The organism is Alterluteimonas muca, assembly GCF_021191595.1.
GTDB classification, from domain to species: Bacteria; Pseudomonadota; Gammaproteobacteria; order Xanthomonadales; family Xanthomonadaceae; genus Luteimonas; species Luteimonas muca.
Genome location: NZ_JAIWPS010000005.1, coordinates 156,164 through 175,944 on the forward strand (window position 1 = coordinate 156,164; position 19,781 = coordinate 175,944).

Annotated in this window: 12 protein-coding genes and 1 pseudogene; 8 read left to right on the forward strand and 5 right to left on the reverse strand. The window is 66.0% G+C overall.

Translation table 11 applies throughout. The features are described 5' to 3' along the window. Positions 1-138: 138 nt before the first annotated feature. From LDO11_RS09015 to LDO11_RS09040, 7 genes and pseudogenes are all read left to right on the forward strand, one after another. Positions 139-1,188, forward strand: a pseudogene (locus tag LDO11_RS09015) (metallophosphoesterase); the annotation flags it as partial. A gap of 333 nt (positions 1,189-1,521) precedes the next feature. Continuing rightward, positions 1,522-2,985, forward strand: coding sequence for a DcaP family trimeric outer membrane transporter (locus tag LDO11_RS09020; protein WP_232141247.1), 1,464 nt, complete (start codon positions 1,522-1,524; stop codon positions 2,983-2,985). Between the two features lie 111 nt (positions 2,986-3,096). Further along, positions 3,097-4,449, forward strand: coding sequence for an arginine/agmatine antiporter (adiC, locus tag LDO11_RS09025; RefSeq protein WP_232141248.1), 1,353 nt, complete (start codon positions 3,097-3,099; stop codon positions 4,447-4,449). 20 nt (positions 4,450-4,469) lie between these two features. Then, a complete protein-coding gene (locus tag LDO11_RS09030; RefSeq protein ID WP_232141249.1) occupies positions 4,470-6,758 on the forward strand; it encodes an Orn/Lys/Arg family decarboxylase in 2,289 nt (762 codons plus the stop codon). A 424-nt stretch (positions 6,759-7,182) separates the two neighbouring features. After that, positions 7,183-8,088, forward strand: a complete 906-nt coding sequence (locus LDO11_RS09035; protein ID WP_232141250.1) for a cation diffusion facilitator family transporter — start codon at positions 7,183-7,185, stop codon at positions 8,086-8,088. Further along, positions 8,085-8,558, forward strand: coding sequence for an amino acid permease (locus tag LDO11_RS15725; protein WP_255683378.1), 474 nt, complete (start codon positions 8,085-8,087; stop codon positions 8,556-8,558). Before LDO11_RS09035 ends, LDO11_RS15725 begins: the two co-directional genes overlap by 4 nt. Next, positions 8,528-9,403, forward strand: coding sequence for an amino acid permease (locus LDO11_RS09040; RefSeq protein ID WP_255683379.1), 876 nt, complete (start codon positions 8,528-8,530; stop codon positions 9,401-9,403). Before LDO11_RS15725 ends, LDO11_RS09040 begins: the two co-directional genes overlap by 31 nt. Before the next feature lie 153 nt (positions 9,404-9,556). On the opposite strand, the gene LDO11_RS09045 is transcribed toward LDO11_RS09040, so the two are convergent. From LDO11_RS09045 to ligD, 3 genes are all read right to left on the reverse strand, one after another. Further along, positions 9,557-9,967 (reverse strand): helix-turn-helix domain-containing protein, encoded by a 411-nt coding sequence (locus LDO11_RS09045; RefSeq protein ID WP_306760625.1) that lies wholly within the window; start codon positions 9,965-9,967, stop codon positions 9,557-9,559. Positions 9,968-10,722: 755 nt separating this feature from the next. Further along, positions 10,723-11,340 carry a hypothetical protein gene (locus tag LDO11_RS09050; RefSeq protein ID WP_232141251.1) on the reverse strand — a complete coding sequence of 206 codons (618 nt, stop codon included), beginning with the start codon at positions 11,338-11,340 and terminating at the stop codon, positions 10,723-10,725. Positions 11,341-11,770: 430 nt separating this feature from the next. Beyond that, on the reverse strand, positions 11,771-14,254 hold the full coding sequence (ligD, locus tag LDO11_RS09055) for a DNA ligase D (RefSeq protein ID WP_232141252.1): 2,484 nt from the start codon (positions 14,252-14,254) through the stop codon (positions 11,771-11,773). Positions 14,255-14,503: 249 nt separating this feature from the next. On the opposite strand from ligD, the gene LDO11_RS09060 reads away from it, so the two are divergent. Next, positions 14,504-15,589 (forward strand): hypothetical protein, encoded by a 1,086-nt coding sequence (locus LDO11_RS09060; RefSeq protein WP_232141253.1) that lies wholly within the window; start codon positions 14,504-14,506, stop codon positions 15,587-15,589. A gap of 209 nt (positions 15,590-15,798) precedes the next feature. Here LDO11_RS09060 and LDO11_RS09065 read toward each other — a convergent pair whose 3' ends face one another. After that, a complete protein-coding gene (locus tag LDO11_RS09065) occupies positions 15,799-18,900 on the reverse strand; it encodes an SNF2-related protein (protein WP_232141254.1) in 3,102 nt (1,033 codons plus the stop codon). After that, the gene (locus LDO11_RS09070) at positions 18,897-19,760 is read right to left on the reverse strand and encodes a hypothetical protein (protein ID WP_232141255.1); all 864 of its coding nucleotides are present in this window, start codon (positions 19,758-19,760) and stop codon (positions 18,897-18,899) included. The genes LDO11_RS09065 and LDO11_RS09070 overlap by 4 nt, the downstream gene beginning before the upstream one ends. Positions 19,761-19,781 lie beyond the last annotated feature (21 nt).

The following is a 19,781-nucleotide window of genomic DNA, read 5'->3' on the forward strand; positions in this document are numbered from 1 at the left end:
GCAGCGTGCTGGCGACGTAGTAGCGAGTCCCCCTGGGGATGGTCAGGCATGCCACGTGCCCGTTCAGCGAAACATGGACGACCGGCTTTCCATCGGACTCGTCAAAGAACAACACCGAGAACCCCGCTGGCCGCCAGCGCCCGCGAAGTCCCCGCCCCCGCCGAGCATGTCGATGCCGATGGCCCCTATGTGTTCCGCGACGGCAGCGGCGTGCAGGCGCGCTGGATCTGCGAGGACAAGGTGATCTCCCGCCAGCTCGGCGATGGCGACGGCACGCTGCCGGTCGAATGCGGCTATCCACATCCGCTGGCGCTGCGTCCGCCGACGACGCCTGCGCTGGCGATCCCGCCGGCGGCGCCGCGCATCGTCGCGGTGTCGGACATCCACGGCCAGTACGACCTGCTGGTGCGGCTGCTGCGCGCGCACCGGGTCATCGACGCACAGGATCACTGGACGCTCGGCACCGACACGCTGGTGGTGGCCGGCGACGTGTTCGACCGCGGGCCGCAGGTGACCGAGGCGTTCTGGCTGCTGTACCGCCTGCAGCAGCAGGCCGCGGCCGCCGGTGGCGCGGTGCATTTCGTCCTCGGCAACCACGAGACGATTGTGTTGTACGACGACCTGCGTTACGTCAATCCCAAGTACCTGCGCAGCGCGCAGCTGCTGGGCCGCAGCTACCCCGAGCTGTATGCCGCCGACAGCGTGATCGGGCAGTGGCTGCGCACCCGCCCGGTGCTGCTGCGCGTCGGCGACACGCTGTTCCTGCATGGCGGCATCGCCCCCGAAGCGCTGCCACTGGCACTGGATCCGGCGCGCACCAATGCCGCCTACCAGGCCTCGCTGGGGCGCCCGCGCGCCGAGGTCAAGGCCGATCCGGGCACCGCGCCGCTGTATGACGGCAAGACCAGCCCGATCTGGTACCGCGGTTACTTCGACGGGCGCCTGGACACGCCTGGCGTGCAGGGCGTGCTCGATCAGCTCGGCCTGCAGCGCATCGTGGTCGGGCATACCTCGATGCCGCACGTCAGCACGTTCCATGACGGCCGCATCATCGCCATCGATGCCGACATAAAGGAAGGCAGCAATGCCGAGCTGCTGTTCATCGAGAACGGCGCGCTCAGCCGCGGCCTGCTCGATGGCTCTCGCGTTCCACTGGCGCAGGGTGTTATTGAGGAATCCACGCACTGAGCCGGCACCGGGCGTCGCATTTTGCGACAGGCCCGGCGCGCCGCACCCGGCACTTTTCCGTCACATATCACTCACACTCTCACTTGCGAACGCCGATCTCAGCAGGACATCCGGGGTTGACCGGCGAACAAGCGCAATCAGCGCACATTACACGTTTTTTCACGGATTGTTCACACCTCCGTCATCGCTTTTCGGATAACGGTACCCGGGCGCATCGCCGCACATCAGGAACTGTCGGGCGATGCGTTAACAGGCGGATGCAGACACCGCGACCGGCTTCGACCCGGCTTCGACCCGGTTGCGCGTGGTGCTTTTTTCTCCTTGGATCGGGCGATGAAACCACGAACACTTGCCATTGCGATGGCCCTTGCATTGGCACCCGGATGGGCCAGCGCACAGGATTCGGTAGCCACCCTGCGCGAAGAGATCACGCAGGTGCAGAACCATCTGCAGGCCTTGACCGAACGCCTCAACGCGCTGGAGCGCGGACAGGGCACCCAGGCACAGAGCGGTACCCCCGCGCCTGCGACAGCGCCACAAACGGCACCCGCCTCGTCCGTAGTCACCACCCCGCCGGCAGCCGCCGCCACATCGATCGCGCAGCTGTCCCCGTCGCGTTCGGCGGCCACCACGCAATCGGAGCTGCCGCCACGTGATTCGGTCGCCGACCCGTCCACCGCGGCATCCCGACCGGACAATGCGCCCTCTCCCACCGATCCGGAGCTGAAGGGTTTCTTCGCCATCCCCGGCACCGAGACCATGATCCGCCTGGGCGGTTACGCCAAGCTCGATGCGATCGCCGATGGCCGCGCCGCGGGCGACACCGAACAGTTCGTCACCTCCTCCATTCCGGTGGGCGGTCCGCACCGCGACGTCTCGCATTTCGACATGCACGCCAAGCAGACCCGCTTCAGCTTCGAAGCGCGTCGCCCGACCAGCCATGGCAACCTGCGCTTCTACCTGGAGAACGACTTCTTCGGCAGCAGCGACAGCTATCAGTTCCGCCTGCGCCATGCCTACGGACAGCTGGGCAACACCTACGCCGGCTATGGCTACTCCACCTTCATGGATGCCGACTCGCTGCCCGATACGCTGGATTTCGCCGGCCCCGGCGGCGCCGGCTACCTGCTGGTGGCCGGCATCCACCACAGCTTCGCGCTGGGCAAGGGCAACAGCCTGACCATCGCCGCCGAAGACCCGGATGCACAGCTGGCCAACACCGGCGATTCGGACATCAGTGCCGACCGCTTCCCCGACGTCAGCCTGGTCGCACGCATGGAGCGCAACTGGGGGCACCTGCAGCTGGGCGCGGTGGCGCGCAGCCTCGGCTACGACGACGACGGCCGCAGTGACCGCACCTTCGGCGGCGGCCTGCAGCTGAGCGGCTCGTTCGCCGTCGCCGAGCGCGACCTGCTGCTGTTCGGGCTGCTCGGCGGCAAGGGCATGGGCCGCTACACCGCCGACCTGACCGGTTCGGGCCTGGACGCGGCGATCAATGCCGACGGCCGGCTCATGGCACTGCCGCTGTACGGCGGCTTCTTCGGCTACACCCACTACTGGTCGGAGATGTGGCGCTCGAACCTGATCTACGGCGAACTGCACATGGACGACGCTGACGCGCTCGCCAGTGATGCATTCCGGCGCAGCCGCTATGGCGCGCTGAACCTGATCTGGAGCCCGGCGCCGTCCTGGACGATGGGCATGGAACTGCTCTATGGCCAACAGCAGCTGCAGGACGGACGCAGCGCCGACACCCTGCGCCTGCAGGGCAGCCTGCAATACAGCTTCATCAAGTAACCCAGGCCGCAGGCCGGACCCGCCCTCACCGCCCGGCCGCCAGCAACGCAATCCCACCCACGCCCTTCCCTTCCGGACAGACATCGGCAATGCCGGTGAAAGGAGACACCCATGGCAGGTCAGAAAAAAATCGGCGTAGTCGGCGCGACGTTCCTCGTCGCCGGCAACATGATGGGCTCGGGCGTGTTCCTGCTGCCCGCCAGCCTGGCCAAGATCGGCACCGCCTCGATCTGGGGCTGGCTGATCACCACCGCCGGCGCGCTGCTGCTCGCCTTCGTGTTCGCCAAGCTCGGCAAACTGGCCCCGCAGGCCGGCGGCCCCTACGCCTATGCACGCGACTGGTTCGGCCCGTACATGGGCTTCCAGACCAACACCATCTACTGGTTCGCCAACTGGATCGGCAACGTCGCCATCCCGATCGCGGCGGTCGGCTACTTCAGTTACTTCTTCCCGATCCTGTCCGACCCGATCCCGCGCTCCATCGCGGTGCTGGTGCTGGTATGGGCGTTGAGCTTCGCCAACGTGATCGGCCCGGCGTTCGTCACCCGCGTGCAGACCGTGACCACCAGCTTCGCGCTGATCCCGATCCTGGGTATCGCGATCTTCGGCTGGTTTTTCTTCGACCCGGCCATCTTCAAGGGCGCCTACAACGTCTCGGGTGAGTCCAACTTCGGCGCCATCTCCAGCGCCGCGGCACTGACGCTGTGGGCCTTCATCGGCGTGGAGTCGGCCTCGGTGACCGCCGGCGTGGTCGAGAACCCGGAGAAGAACGTCGCCCGCGCCACGCTGGCCGGCGTGTTCCTGGCGGCGGTGGCCTACATCGCCAGCTCCTCGGTGATCATGGGCATGGTGCCCAATGGCGAACTGCAGACCTCCGATGCGCCGTTCGCGCTGGCCGCGGCCAATGCCGTCGGTGGCTGGGGCGGTGCGCTGGTCAGCCTGTGTGCCTTCATCGGCGCTGCCGGCTCGCTGGGCGGCTGGATCCTGCTGACCGCACAGAGCGCCAAGGCAGCCTCCGATGACGGCCTGTTCCCGAGCATCTTCAGCAAGACCAACAAGGACGACGTACCGGTCAAGGGCGTGCTGATCGTGGCCGTGCTGATGACCCTGGCGGTGCTGGTCACTTCCACCTCGGAAACCGCGTCGGCGCAGTTCGACGTGATCACATCGACGGCGGTGGTGCTGACCCTGCTGCCCTACATCTACTCGTGCGTGGCCTGCTACTTCGTGGTCGAGCGCTCGCACACCCTGGTCCACACCGGTGCGTTCTGGACCCTGACCAGCCTGACCGTCGTTTACTGCCTGTGGGCGATCTACGGCTCGTCGGGAACCATCGTGCAGTACGCGTTCCTGTTCGTGCTGTTCATCACCGTGTTCTATCCCTTCTTCAGCGAGGAGCGCCGCCAGCAGCGGCAGCGCGCCCGCGAGGCCTCGGCGATCAGCGCCGGCGCCCAGCGTTCCTGAGTTAGACAAGGAGAATCAACGTGTACTTCAAGTCCCTGGACTACCCGGTCATTGTCATCGACAACGACTACGAATCGCCGCGCATCGGCGGCATCCTGATCCGCGCCCTGGTGGAAGAGCTGCGCAGCAACGACCAGCGCGTGCTGTGCGGCCTGACCCTGGACGATGCCCGCGCCGGCGCGCGCACCTACGTGGCCGCGTCGGCGGTGCTGATCTCCATCGACGGCACCGAGGAGAACGACGACCAGTTCCAGCAGCTGCTCGCGTTCCTGCGCGAGCAGAGCGCGCGCCGCGCCGACCTGCCGGTGTTCCTGTACGGCGAGCGCCGCACCATCGAGAAGGTGCCGAGCAAGCTGCTCAAGTACGTGCACGGCTACATCTTCCTGTTCGAGGACACCAAGAGCTTCATCGCCCGCCAGGTGATGCGTGCCGCCGACGACTACATGGCCAAGCTGCTGCCGCCGTTCTTCAAGGCGCTGATCCACCATTCCGCCGAGTCGAACTACTCCTGGCACACCCCCGGCCATGCCGGCGGCGTGGCCTTCACCAAGTCACCGGTGGGCCGTGCGCTGCACCAGTTCTACGGTGAGAACACGCTGCGCAGCGATCTTTCCGTCTCGGTGCCGGAACTGGGTTCGCTGCTCGACCACACCGGCCCGATCCGCGATGCCGAGGCCGAGGCGGCGCGCAACTTCGGCGCCGACCACACCTTCTTCGTCACCAACGGCACCTCCACCGCCAACAAGATCGTCTGGCACGGCACCGTGGCACGCGGCGACATCGTGTTCGTGGACCGCAACTGCCACAAGTCGCTGCTGCACTCGCTGATCATGACCGGTGGCATCCCGGTGTACTTCACCCCCAGCCGCAACGCCCACGGCATCATCGGCCCGATCAGCCTGGACCAGTTCTCCGGCGAGGGGCTGCAGAAGATGATCGCGGCCAACCCGCTCGCCAGCAAGGCGGCCAAGCCGGGGGGGAAGCCACGCATTGCGGTGGTCACCAACTCCACCTATGACGGCCTGTGCTACAACGCCGAGAAGATCGCCGACAACCTCGGCAGCGCCGTGGACTACCTGCACTTCGACGAGGCCTGGTACGCCTACGCCGCGTTCCATCCGTTCTACGAGAACCATTACGGCATGGCCAAGGGCAAGCCGCGCGAGCAGGACGCGATCATCTTCACCACCCATTCCACGCACAAGCTGCTGGCCGCGTTCTCGCAGGCATCGATGATCCACGTGCGCAACGCGGCCACCCGCGAGCTGGATGCGGAGCGGTTCAACGAATCGTTCATGATGCACACCTCCACCAGCCCGCATTACGGCATCATCGCCGCGTGCGACGTCGCCTCGAAGATGATGGAAGGCGAGGCCGGCCGCTCGCTGGTGCAGGAAATGCACGATGAAGCCGTCACCTTCCGCCGCGCCATGCTGCATGTCAGCCAGGACCTCGGCCGCGATAACTGGTGGTTCAAGGTATGGCAGCCGGACGGCGTGGAACGCAGCATCGGCCAGGCCGACAGCGACAAGCCGCTGACCACCTCGCGCCCGGACTGGTACCTGCGCCCGGACGCCCATTGGCATGGCTTCGACAACCTCGCCGACGACTATGTGCTGATCGATCCGGTCAAGGTCACGCTGCTCACGCCCGGCCTGGCGATGGACGGCACCATGGGCAAGCTGGGCATTCCCGCCGCGGTGTTGAGCAAGTTCCTGTGGACACGTGGCATCACCGTGGAGAAGACCAACCTGTACTCGGTGCTGTTCCTGTTCTCGATGGGCATCACCAAGGGCAAATGGAGCACCCTGGTCACCGAACTGCTGGCCTTCAAGGACCTCTACGACAGCAACGCACCGCTGACCCGCGCACTGCCGAGCCTGGTCGAGGAGCACCCGGTGGCCTATGCCGACTGGGGCCTGCGCGACCTGTGCGCCGCGCTGCACGCCTTCAACGACGAGTTCCGCGTCGCCGAAGTGATGCGCGAGATGTACGTGGACCTGCCCGAGCCGGTGATGACCCCGGCCGAAGCGTACAACCACCTGGTGCAGGGGCAGATCGAGCGCGTCGACATCGACCAGATCAGCGGCCGCGTCGCCGGCACCATGCTGGTGCCGTACCCGCCGGGCATCCCGACGATCATGCCGGGTGAACGTTTCGGCGCGCAGGACGAGCCGATCATCCAGTCGCTGCGCATCGCCCGCGAGCAGAACGCGCGCTTCCCGGGCTTCGAGTCCGACGTGCACGGCCTGATCATCGACAACAGCGGCGCGCAGCCCAGCTACAAGGTGGAAGTCCTGAAGCTGTAACGGCCGAAGCGGTACGGGTGAAGCGACAAGCTCCCTCCCCCCCTCCCCGCCCGCGGGGGAGGGGCCAAGGCGAAACACACGCCCGCTGCTGCAAGGCGTACGTCCTCCTGCTTCGTGGGGTTGCGAAGCGCGGCAGTGGCAGTGGTGGTGGTGATCGCCGTGGCCCTGGCCCTGGCCCTGGCCCTGGCGGTGATGATGGCCGGGCGCTCTCCCTTCTCCCGCCAAGCGGACGAAGGTGCCCGTCAGGGCGGATGAGGGTGCTTTGTGCTTTGTGCTTTGTGCTTTGTGCTTTGTGCTTTCGACCTCGGACCGGCCGCCGCCGGGCCCGGCGCTGCCGCCCGCCGGCGAAGCGGCTACGATGCGGGCGATGCCCGCCCTCCCCCTGCACTGACGGGAACCCACGGATGCACCACGACTCGCCCTGATGACCAGCACCCGCCAGGAGCAACGCGTACTGCAACTGTCGATCGCAGGGACCGTGCTGGTCGCTGCGATCGGTTTCTTTGGCGGCATGCTGGCCCGCTCGCAGGCCATCCTGTTCGACGGCATCTACAGCCTGGTCGACGTGGCCCTGACCCTGGTCGCACTGGCGGTGCTGCGGCTGATGAACAACGAGCAGAGCCCCCGCTTCCAGTACGGGCTCTGGCACCTGGAGCCGATGGTCGAGGCGCTGGGCGGCGCCATCCTCAGCCTGGCCTGCATCTATGCGATGGCCAATGCCGTCATCGGCTTCAGCGGTGGCGGCCACGAGACCCGGGTCGGCCCGGGCCTGGCGTGGGCCGCGCTGCTGGCGGTGGTCGACCTGGTCATGGCGGTATGGATCGGCCGCCATGCGCGCCGCCTGGAGTCCGGGCTGCTGGCGCTGGACGCGCGGGCCTGGCTGCTGACCGGGCTGATGAGCCTGGCGGTGGTGCTGTCCTTCGTCATCGCGCTGGCGCTGCGCGGCGGCAGCCACGCGCACTGGATCCCGTATCTGGACCCGCTGGTGCTGGCCGTCATCAGCCTGGCCGCGCTGCCGGTACCGCTGCGCGCGGCCTGGAAAGCCGCCCGCGAGGTGCTGCAGGTGGCGCCGAGCGAACTCGATGCGCAGGTGCAGACGGTGATGGAGCAGTTCGTCGCCGAGCATCGGTTTGAAGGTTTCACCAGCCATGTCGCCAAGATGGGCCGCATGCAGTTCATCGAGATCCACATCCTCACCCGGCCCGATACGCAGCTGGGCAGCATCGGCGACGTGGACCGCCTGCGCGATGAGATCGCCACACGGCTGGACGCACGCTCCGGCCGCTTCTGGCTGACCATCGACTTCACTTCCGATCCGGCCTGGACATGAGCACTACCGCACCACGGAAAATGGGCCTGACCATGGCCACCATGCTGGTCGCCGGCAACATGATCGGCACCGGGGTGTTCCTGCTGCCGGCCAACCTGGCCACGGTCGGCAGCATTTCCTCGGTCGGCTGGGTCATCGCCACCGCCGGCGCGATCGCGCTGGGGCTGGTGTTCGCCCGGCTTTCGCAGATCAACCCGCAGCCCGGCGGCCCGTATGCGTATGCCCGCGATACCTTCGGCAACTACGTCGGCTTTGTCAGCAACTACGCGTACTGGTTCGGCAACTGGATCGGCAATGTCGCCATCGCACTGGTGGTCACCGGCTACCTGAGCCACCTGTGGCCCTGGCTGGAGGGCATCTACCCGCGCCTGGGCTTCACCCTGGCGGTGATCTGGCTGCTGAGCCTGGCCAATGCCCGCGGCGCCCGCTGGTCGGCGCGTTGGAGACCGGCACGCTGCTGCTGGCGTTGATCCCGATCCTGAGCATCGCCATCGCCGGCTGGTGGTGGTTCGATGCGGACATGTTCATGGCCGGCTGGAACGTCAGCGGCATGGAGGACAGCGCGGCGATCTCGCGCAGCGCCTCGATCGCGCTGTGGGCGTTCATGGGCGTGGAGAGCGCGGCGGTATCGGCCGACGTCATCGACAACCCCAAACGCAACATCCCGCTGGCGACCCTGCTCGGGCTGGCGCTGGCGGCGGTGATCTACATCAGCTGCTCGCTGGTGATCATGGGCATGCTGCCGATGGAGGCACTGCGCGACTCCTCGGCACCGTTCGCCGATGTCGCCAAGCTGATGATCGGCCCCTGGGGCGTGGTGGTGATCGCGCTGTGCGCGATCTTCAAGTCGATCGGCGCGCTCGGCGGCTGGATGCTGCTGGTCGGGCAGTCCGCCAAGGCGGCGGCCGAGGATGGGCTGTTCCCGCGCGTGTTCTGCAAGGTCAACCGCCATGGCATGCCCGGCACCGGCCTGATGATCGTGGCGGTGCTGATGAGCGGCCTGCTGCTGGTGACCTCCTCGCCGACACTGGCCCGGCAGTTCGACCAGCTGACCAACATCGCGGTGCTGCTGACCATCATTCCCTACCTGTTCTCGGCCGGGGCCCTGGCCGCGACCACGCTGGAGCGCAATGAACGGGGCTGGCTGCGGGCCGGCTGCCTGCTCACCGCCGCCGCCGCGGTCGCCTACTGCCTGTATGCCCTGCTCGGCGCCGACGCCCAGCTGCTGGCCTACGCCACCGTGGCGATGCTGTTCAGCGCCGCGCTGTACCCGTTCTTCCGCAAGCGGATGCTGGAGACCGGCAGCGGCCGCTAGCGGCGCCAGCCCCCTCCCCTTCGTGCGCCGGCGGGCCAGCCCCTACAATGGCCCCTTTGTGGCAGCCCGCTGCCCGGCAATCGAAGTGGAATCCGCGTGACCGAGAAAAAGCCCGAACACACCCCGTTGATGAAGCAGTAGGGTGTAGGACCACTACTCGGGTGTGCTGACCCGCTCCCTGATCAGGGCCAGGATCGCCTCCCGCTCGGCAGGAGGCATGCGGCTGACCAGCAGGATCACTTCGGCCAGGACATTGTCCACGGCATGGAAATAGGCCACCGGCAGGCCCAGGGCCTCAGCGATCTTGGCCATGGTTTCCTGGTCGGGCTCATGCCGACCGGTCTCATACCGACTGACGCGCGGCGCGCCCGTATTCTGGTCGTCCAAGCCCAGCACCCTTCCCAAATCTGCCTGCGTCAAGCCAGCAGCCACCCGCGCCGCCCGAAGGCGACGGCCGAATAGCGTGGCGGGAGACTTGGGCTGCATGGGCGGACGACAGGAGGCGACCGCATAGCCTGACCCAAACCCCCGGTAAAGGTCATTTGCGATTATCGCAAAATGCATGCGACGATTCCCTCTGAGCTACTACCCAAGGGGGAACCATGAAATCAGTTGCTCTTACGCCCGTACTTCTTGTTTGCTTCCTGGCCGCTTGCGGCAAGCCCGAAACTGCCGCCTCCGCCTCACAGCCCGAAGGCAAACCAGACGCCCCGGTGGCCGGCCATACTCCTAAGCCCAAGGCAGCAAGGAACGTGCCGCTGGAGCAGTACGTCGAAGCCTCCAGTGGGCGCTCACTAAAGCCGACCCCAGCTTCCACTACTTCGCCGAAGCGTCTCTCGGCAATCGGAAGCGCATCGATCTCCTGGCCACCAACAGGCAAGTCTCGCTGGCGATCGAGGCGAAGAACTTCGGGCGCATCAACAGCCAGTCTGACAGCGCGTTGCGCGACCTCGAGCGCCTTCGCAAGGTGACACCCCGGTACTACGTTGGAAAGAGCACTCGCACGATTGAAGACTGGTGGGCGAACTCCGACCGATGGGGGCTGGTCCTGATCGCAAGCTTCCGAGGTGATGAGGTTCGCGATGCGTGGTTGGAACCCGATCCGGACATCGCAAAACAGATCATGGGTGGTTACAGGGAAGCGGCCGACAGACCGCGGGCAGATGGCTCTGGCTTCATGGCGCTTCGAGCCACGCCGGACATGCAACGGTTTGCTGCCCCTATCGAGTTGGGCCCACGATGGTCCGACACCGGTACTGGACACCTTCTCTGCGGAGCGATCAGTCTCGGCCTGAAGGTGTAGCGCCTGCATCGGGCGACTACCTGTCCTCTACCGCTCTGGTGCCCGAGAGCGTGCGACCCTGCGCGGACTGCGGAAAGCCCACAGTCCACGTGAATCCGTGGTCCTCGAGGTACTCAACCGCCGCGGCCGGCGTCACGTACCCGACCCGGCCCTCACGTCGGTGGATGGGCGGGTCGCCGAGTCGGATGCAACCGGCTTCACCAGGATCGCGTGCATAGGGCAGCAGACAGCTGACCTCCCAAGCACGCATCTCCTCGCCCCGATCAAGCTTCAGCCTCGATGCCGCCATGCGCAAGAGCCCCTCCACACGCGAGCCGGGCCAATCCACAAGCTCTGCGGGAGTCGCAAATTCCTTGGGAAACAGGTCGCCCGGGAATTCTTCGCCTCTCCCCTCATGGGCGAACAAACTGCGATGGAGAGCAGCGAGGCGCTCGATGGCAGCGGGGACCACGCTGTCCCAGACACCTGCACGCGCGTATCGGTCCAGGGGCTCAATGAGCCGCAGCAGCCCCCGCTCGACATCCTGATGCTCCAGGCCCTCGGATGATCCACTGGCTGTCCACCTCGCCATGAGGCAGAGCCGTTCGGTCATCAGCCGGATGTCCTGCGCGAACCAGCTAGTGGTCGAGCACATGGCGTTCTCGGAACCGTCGACAGCTCAGCTGCACCCAGCGGGCCCGGACCTCAACTCTCGCCCACGGCGGTCAAGACGCCGTTCGGCCAGAAGCTCGGTGCCACGCCAAAACGCACTCACGGCATCTCGCCAGCCGGAGCGGGCCTCGCGCCGGACGTAACGCCACAATCGGGGCCGTAGCGGAGCGAAATACAACCGCGGCCCCTCTGTCAGACCCTGGAGAAAGTCTTGCCATGCGGCGTTTGCGTACTGCATCTTCATCGGCGCACTCCTCGGTCAGCTCAGCATGCCATGCATGTCGTCAGCGTGGTCGGCTACGATCAACCACCCGGCGGCGTGGCGAGAATTGTCACCTACGCCCCAGGCTGCCAGTGTCCACAGTCGTGGCAGCGCCGGTACCCGCGTCGGCGCTGGGTTGGCCAAGTGATTGTCAATCGCCAGTTGCCCACCGTGACAGATCCTGGCTCAGCGTCTCGATGCCGGCCCACGGATCCTTCTTTCGCCGCTTGAGCCGCTTCGGCGCCTCGACGATGTCGAACTCCGCGCCGCTGTTGATGCGACTGAGTTCGGACCAGGCGATCGGCATGGCGACAGGCGCACCTTCGCGCGCGCGCAGCGAGTAGGACGCCACGGCCGTCGCTCCCCGCCCGTTACGCAGGTAGTCCACGAAGATCTTCCCTGGGCGCAGCTTCAAGGTGGATACCGCCAGGAAGCGCTTCGGTTGCGACTTGGCCAAGGCCTCTGCAAACCCACCGGCAAACGACTTCACCAGTCGCCACTCGCAGCCCGGGTTGAGCGGCACAACCACGTGCAGGCCCTTCCCTCCCGTGGTGCGGAGGAAGCTTTCCAGCTCCATCTTGGCCAGCAGCGCTCGCACGTCCTGGGCAGCCTTTTTGACTTCTGCGAACGGCACGTCCGGCCCGGGATCGAGGTCGAAGATCACCCGATCGGCGACGTCGGGGGCATCGGCGTGGGAGCCCCACGGATGGAACTCGAGGCCGTTGTACTGCACCAGCTCCATGAGGCCTTGGGCATCACGCACGACGAGGTAGTTCGCGTTCGGTCCGGATTCCTCCTTCAGCCGCACCAGATCGACCCGCTCGAGACCCGGCGTGTGATGCTTCTGGAAGAAGCATGGCTTGTCGGCTCCACTCGGACACCGGATCACGGACAGGGGCCGGCCGATCAGCCCAGGCAGCAGGTGGTCCATAACGGACTCGTAGTACGCGGCCACCTCGGCTTTCGTGATGCCCCGGTCGGGATAGATGACCTTGGTCGGGCTGGAGATCTTCACCGGCGGCAGCGCTGGCGCCGGCGGAGCCTGATCGCTATCCACCAGATCGCCCGGTTCCTTGTCCAGGCGGAGCGCCTTCAGGGAGGGCTGGCGCAAAACGCCCTGCTCGGAAATGCCGCGGATCAGCACTTCAGCGACGAACATCGGCTCGAACCAGGTTGCGGCCTTCAGGTCCGCTTCCTTGGTGCCTGGCAGGTGCACAGTGGGCGTCTTCCCGCCGGCAGACCCGATGCGCCTTTCGACCTCGCGCAGCTGCTTGTCGCTGAAGCCGCTGCCGACGCGCCCGACATAGACCCACCCATGCGTGGCGTCCGGCTTGGCCAGCAGCAGCGAGCCGATGCCCTTGCGCGCCCCCTTGCCCGGTGTGGACCCCACGACGGCGTATTCGTCGCTCTCCAGCCGCTTGGTCTTCTTCCAGTCGTCGCTGCGCCCGTGGTGGTAGGCGCCATCGGCCTTCTTGGAAATGATGCCCTCGAATTTCCGAGACGCCGCAAGCTCATATGCGGCCTGGCCCTGCTCGGGGATATGCGAGCTGTACGCCAGGTGTGCGGGTGGCGTGGCGAGAACCTTCTCGAGCAGAGCCTTGCGATCGACCAGCGGTACGCTGCCCAGGTCGTACCCGTCGAGGTGGATGAGGTCGAACAGCACGTAGGTCAGCGCTCCACTCTGCTCGCCGGAAAGCGTCGCCTGCAGCAGGTTGAAGTCCGCCACGGTGCCGGCGCCGGCGATCAGCTCACCATCGAGCGCAGCGTTCTTCAGTCCGAGCAGCTCAATGGCTGCGCGGATCTCGGGCACTTTGGCCGTCCACTCGATCGCGTTGCGCGACCAGAGCCGTACGACCCCATCGACCACGGTGGCGATGATCCGGTAGCCATCCCATTTCACCTCGTGGATCCATTTCGGACCAGCGGGTGGCTTGTCGCCCATCTTGGCCAGCTGGGGCTGGAACGCGACGTTCTTCAGTACCGCCTTCCTCGAGCCCGGGAGTGCAGCCGCATGCTTGCTCCAGTCACGTTTTCGACGGGTCGGCAGCGGCGGTGCCTTCAACTTCTTCTTCTCGGCCTTCCCACGGCCAGCCCGTTTCAGGTCTGCCTCTGGTGCTGGGGCGACGTCCGCCAACAGGTCATCGGCCTCAATGGTCGATGCATAGGCATCCGGCTCCTTGAAGAGGAGCCACTGCGGCTGCCTGGCCGGCTTACCTGACCGGACCAGATGCCACCCGCCTTTGAGCTTGTCGCCAAACAACTCGAAGCGAAGGTGCCCCTTGGCAAGCTGGGACTCCACGTCGTGCTTGGTCGCCCAGACGCCGCGATCAAACAGCGCGACGTGGCCACCGCCGTACTCCCCCTTGGGTATCTCCCCCTGGAACTCGGCGTAGTCGATCGGATGGTCCTCGACCTCCACCGCCATGCGCTTCACGGACGGGTCGAAACTCGGCCCTTTCGGTACCGCCCAGGATCTCAGGGCGTCCCCGACCTGCAACCGGAAATCGTAGTGCCGCCGAGAGGCATGGTGGAGCTGGACCACGAAGATCGCGCGCTCGGTCGTCGCGCGCTCGCCGGGCTGCGGCTCCCGGGTCTTATCGAACGACCGTTTCCGTCGGTACTCGGTCAAGCTCACGGCGTGCTCCTGTCAGGGCCGGTGCAAGGCTCGTCCAAGGTGGGCGAACAACGTGCGAAGCATCACTTCAGACGCCCCCCGGACGGACCGGATCGTCGCGGGTCAAGGACATCGCGGAGTTGCCGCTATTGCTCAGCATTCCTAAGCTGCAATGGATCTCGCCTGCGATATCCGTTCCTCGGCTTCGCGGGTGACCGGCGAACCCCCCAATTCAGGTGGGGTAGCATGGCGCGTTCCACGGGGGTTTGATTGTCCAGCTTCGACACCAAGGGCACGCCGACAGGCAGTGAGGGCGACCCCATCGTGGTCGCGGCGCTTCGCGATGCCGTGCGCGCGATGTGCATGCACGGCCAGACCCCGACCGAGATGCGGGAAGGCAGGCTCGCCCGCTCGTTCGCCTTGCTCTGCAAGCTCGATCCTCACCTGGGCATGCAGATGGAACCGGAGGTCACCTCGGCCAGCGCCGTGCCTATGATCCGGCCTGAAGCGACGAGCGAATCCCCCACCCTCCAGGCGATCAGGGTTCTCCTGGCTCTCCCCGACGCTTCGGCAAACCCATCCACGGGTGCGCTTGCGGACACGCTGATGGCGCTGGCCACGCCCGGCTATGGTTTCGACATCGCGTCTGCCTTCAGCAAGTTCGATCCGGAGACGCGATCGCTGGTGTGCCGGATTCTCGCCTTCTACGGCGCCCACGGCCCCGACGACGAACTGTTCGAGGTATGCAGCATCATCGTTAATGCCTGCCCTGACTTCCGGCAGCGAGCGCATGCAGCGCCGCTCTTTTCTCGCGCTCGCAGTCGGGTCGAGGAGCGCGTTCGGCTGCCCGGCCATCCTGTGAAGATCTCGAGCCTCTTCGCGGTCGCCCCGGGTGACTGGCATGCCCTGCTGACCCTTGCAGCGCAGATCGAAGTCGCGCTGCTGCCCGCGAGGGCCCTGCCGTCCCGCCTGGACGTGGACCCTGCACTGCCGTCCGACTTCGATGGGCGGGCGCACACGGAACGGGATGCCGCAGAGCTCGAGGCCTGGTGGGATGTGCCCTACGCACTGACGCAGCCCGACGGGTCGTTTCGCGTCCGATGCCTGGACGGGGGCACGCCATCTGGAAGCAGTGATTACGGCACGGCGCCCACGGTGGACGATGCCCTGTCGCTTGCCCGCGACGCCCTGTCGAGGGTCCAGCAGGGGCGCACCCAGCCCCGGATGGTCGAGCAGGACGGCATGGCGAGCATCGTCCTCGACAGCCAGCACCCGCAGATTGGCCTGCGCACACTCGTTGAGGCGATGCCGGCCGAGGCTGCTAGGTGCTTCCTCAGGGAATGGCAGGCCGCGTAGACCGGACCAGGATCGTCGAGACTGCGCCCTGGGCATGCCACCCGTCTCCCAGCTCGCTTCCATAGGGTGCAACGACACGGTCCAGCCAGATCCGCTCTGACCCGTCCTCACCGCGCTCTCGCCCGAGAATGCGCGCCGTTCGATAGCCAAGTCGCCCATGGGTGCGGACCACGACCGCATCTGTACCGATGGCGACCGTCAACTTCGACTCATGCCGCACGAAGCTGCTCCCGATACGTGCCCGCGTCCATGCCGGCGAGTTGGGCGAGGTCCTCGACGAAGGTTCCGAGGATCTTGTCGAGGTGCAGGAATTCGTCGTCGCTCCCGTCGTCGATGTAGTCCAGGACGGACCGGGCGCTGCCAACCTTCATCGACGTGACCTGGTGTTGGTAGCAATCGATCGACCCTTGCAGGACCGGCGTCACGACGACCACGTCCTCGGTCTGTTCGGGCCGGCACATACGCTTTGATCCCTGCCATTCCGTTGAGCCGCCCCACGATCGACAGGCGAAGATGCCCCTGCTTGCGCAGTACAGGTTATGGCCGCGCTCGATCGTCTGGATGCTGGCCACGAGGACGGGAACCGGTCCACTCATGAAGCGAGAACGAAGGTCTGCATTTCGGCGTGCAATGGACTGCCCACCGTGGAAGCCGAGCGCATCGATCCCCCGCTTGTGCAGCTCTCGGACGTACAGGTTCACCCCGAACGGCGAGTCCGCATAACAGATGCTCTTTCGTCCCTCCGCGGTCCATCCTTCCAGGCGGTCCAGCACGTATTCCTGCTTGCTGGTCAGCCCTGCATAGGTCGGAATCGACCGGAACAGCTCGCTGTCGCTCCTGTGCTGCGGCGTGTTGGATGCTCGAACGACAGCTGCGATTCGAGCCAGCAACATGACGGTGCTGGGCATGCGCTTGCTGTTGCCTATGGCCGACTCATACCACTGCTTGAACAGATCGGCGACCCGAAGGTAGTGCCGGAAATGGTCGCGCTTCCAGTCGAGCTCGACGTGCTCGAAGACGGGAACCGTGGCCTTGAAGTGTGACCGGACATCGGGCTCGGTCTCGACACGGCGCTTGATGAGCGGTGCCAACCATTCCCGAAGCTGAGGCGCGTTCTGGATCTTGGGCACCTGGCGCTTGGCACCCTTCTCGAGGCCGTCCGCCCATTCGCGAGTAACCCACTCCACGACGACGTGGCGCTCCTGGAACGCGTCGATCCCGCGTGCAGCAGCGGTCATCGAACTGAACAACCGCGGCTCAAGGAACGGGTTAAACCGGCCGTACGGCTGAAGCGCAGTGCCGTCCCCATACACCCATTGCAGAGGTGCAAGCAGGTCCTGCACGAAGTTCGGCTTGGGTGTCCCCGACATCGCGACTCGGCGCCGCGGCGAAAGCATCCAGATCGCGCGTGTCTGCGCGGTGGAATGGTGCCGCAATAGTTGAGCCTCGTCGCAGACGACCGTGCAGAACCGCCGACGCAGCAGACGTGCGTACGTGCGTCGCCCTGCCCCATGCACGATCGGTCGGCGCAGGGTTTCGTAGGCAATGATGTTGATCTTGCGCAGGTCCCTGCACTGCTCCGGCGTGCGGATCACCTGCCACAGTCCACTGTCGACGCCGGCGGTGTTGAGCTGGTCGATGAGCCCATCCACCAGGTAGCTGTCCACCGCGATGGCGTGGTGCTTGCCCGGCAGCATGGCGAGCGCGATTGACAGACGACCTTTCCCCAAGCCCATAGAATGTGCCGCGTAGAAGTGGCGACCCAGCAATCCCTCGACGAGGTCGGATTGCTGATACCCCCAACTCGCTACAGCCCCCGCGCCGCAGCGAGCCAGTTCTGCCCGGATTTGGCGAGCGTGGTCAGGCGCGGCCGCCTCCCTGCTCGGGTGAAGCTCTGACCATCCGTCCTCGGTGCGGGCTGCAGCTGCAGCCACGTCGAAATCCTCGAGCAGTTCGCGTTCGTCGACGTGCGCCTGATGCTGCCCGACCTGAAGCACATAGCCGCCTCCCGACGGCGTTACGTCGACTTCCTGCCCAGCTTGGATGATCGGGGAGCCCCACACGGACCGATCGAGCACGCGCTTGCACTTGGCCTTGGCCTTGCGCGCGGACGTGGCGTGCGTCCCCTGAATCCAGTGCCCAAACGGCCTGCGTGCGATCGCATGGGCGCGCATGCGCTTGCGAAAGTAGTTCACGAGCCCGGGATCCACGACGGGCGTGCCTCCCGCTTTGGAAATCTCAGCGATCACGCTGTCGAAGGCGGCCTGTGGGTCGTCCTGCATCAGCATGAGCTCGACATCGAGCCGACCCTGACCGGCATAGCGCACACGTTCCGGGTAGCGGTGACCCTCGAGCTCGTCGACTGGCTTGCGCAGGATCGCGTTGCGGACCTTCGCTTCCGTGAGTGCGCATCGGGTCTTGAGGTAGATCCAGCGACCACGATGGACAATCCGAACCGTCGTATCTCCCATGACGTCACCAGTGATCGCCGGTTGGCTGTCATCTTCCTCCCGGCTGAGCTTCATGGGCCGCTTGCGCAAATGCGTGGACAAGCTCCCGGCGATCTCGAAGTCCGGCAGGTCATCGTCCAGACCACGCAGCGCGACGCCCCGCGGTCCCCGCCCGTTGAACGGGCCGAACACGAGCAGTGACACCGCGACTTCGGTGCCTTCCTGACGGAAGCATCCGCGTGGAAGGTCAACCACCGCACGTAGACGCCCCTGGTAGCAATCCGGTGGATCCTCGGAGATGGTCCGGGCAAATCCGTCCGGCACCACGGCCACCACCACGGGACAGCACTCCAACGCCTGCTCGATGGCGTAGTCGTGGCTGCGCGCCTGGGTGTGCGGACCGTGGGCGCCCCACGTTGTGCATTCGTAAGGGGCCATCCCCGGCGAGCTGAGGCTGATGGAGAAGGGGGGATTGAGCAATCCGAGATCGTGGTGGCCCGGGGTGACGTCCTCCATGCCGGCACACAGCAGGTCGCACTGAAGGCCAGCCTCACGCGCGGCCTCGACCAGGCGCTCGATGCAGCGACCGTCGACATCCATGCCCGAGACCGTGTGCGTGCCAGGCGTGGCGAACTGGACGAGGCGCCCGGAACCGACTGCGTTGTCGAAGAGGTGGATGGTCCGCTCCACGCCCGCCATTGCCTGGCCTGCGATGCGCCACATGAGGGCTGCCACCGGCGTTGGGGTCCAGAACTGCCCCTCGTGCACCCTGCGCGCCGCCGCCAGCCCGGCAAGGCTTCCGGGGCGCTGTGCCTGCGACCCGCGACTCAGGAGACCGTCAAGCAAAGCAGCCCAGCTCATGCCGCGGCCTCGAGCGACAGGACGTCGGCGAGGTGTTCGCTGATGAACAGGTTCATCGTGTCGGCGACCGGCTTCGGCAAGTACAGCTTCGACGCCTGCTTGAAGGTCACGAGGGACGCGCCATGCGGCAGCTCGAACTTCTCCCGCGACTGGAAGCCCGAACGCATGGAGAGCTCCCGTAGCAGGCTCACAAGCACTGAGCCAACAGACACCATGTCGGAGCCGGTTTCCTTGAGCGCGTAGTCCAGCGCGCCGGCAAACTCGTGGGCGCTCTCGCAGACATATGTGTCGCGGGAACTGAAGCCACTGCGCTCGCTCACGCGGAAGTCGTCGATGAGAACGAAGCCCCGTACCACCTTTGGGGGTTGGAACGCCGGATTGCGGCCGTCACGCCACGCCGTGATCAGGCCGATGCCGCGGGCCAGTGCGCGTGCGGCGCCCCGGGAGGCTGTTGCCTTCTGGGTCACGGGGTCCGCTTTGGCGGCGAGGATCTTCCAGTACACTGATGGCTTGTAGGCAGGACGGCCCTTCTGAGCCCGCGCGTTGCTGGCCTCGTCCCACGCCTCAACCCGGTGGTGGTCGATCTCCGGCCTCCAGCCGTGCTGGCAAACGAAGGGTGCGAGCGGGGCCGACAACAGCCGACAGGCAATCGTTTCGACACGCTCGAAGTTCGCTTCAATGACCTGACGCGCACTTGGCGTGTTCAGCCGGATCTGTGAGGAGGCGTAGCCGCGCACCGCACGGCGAAGATCGGATTCGAACGCCTCGATCCGTGCCTCGAGTTCATCATGAAGACGAAGCTGTGACTCGTAGAGCGCGTCGAGCTCCGCGATCTCGGCGGGGATGTCGTCGTTGGTCATCGTGGTGCCCTGTTGCTGGTC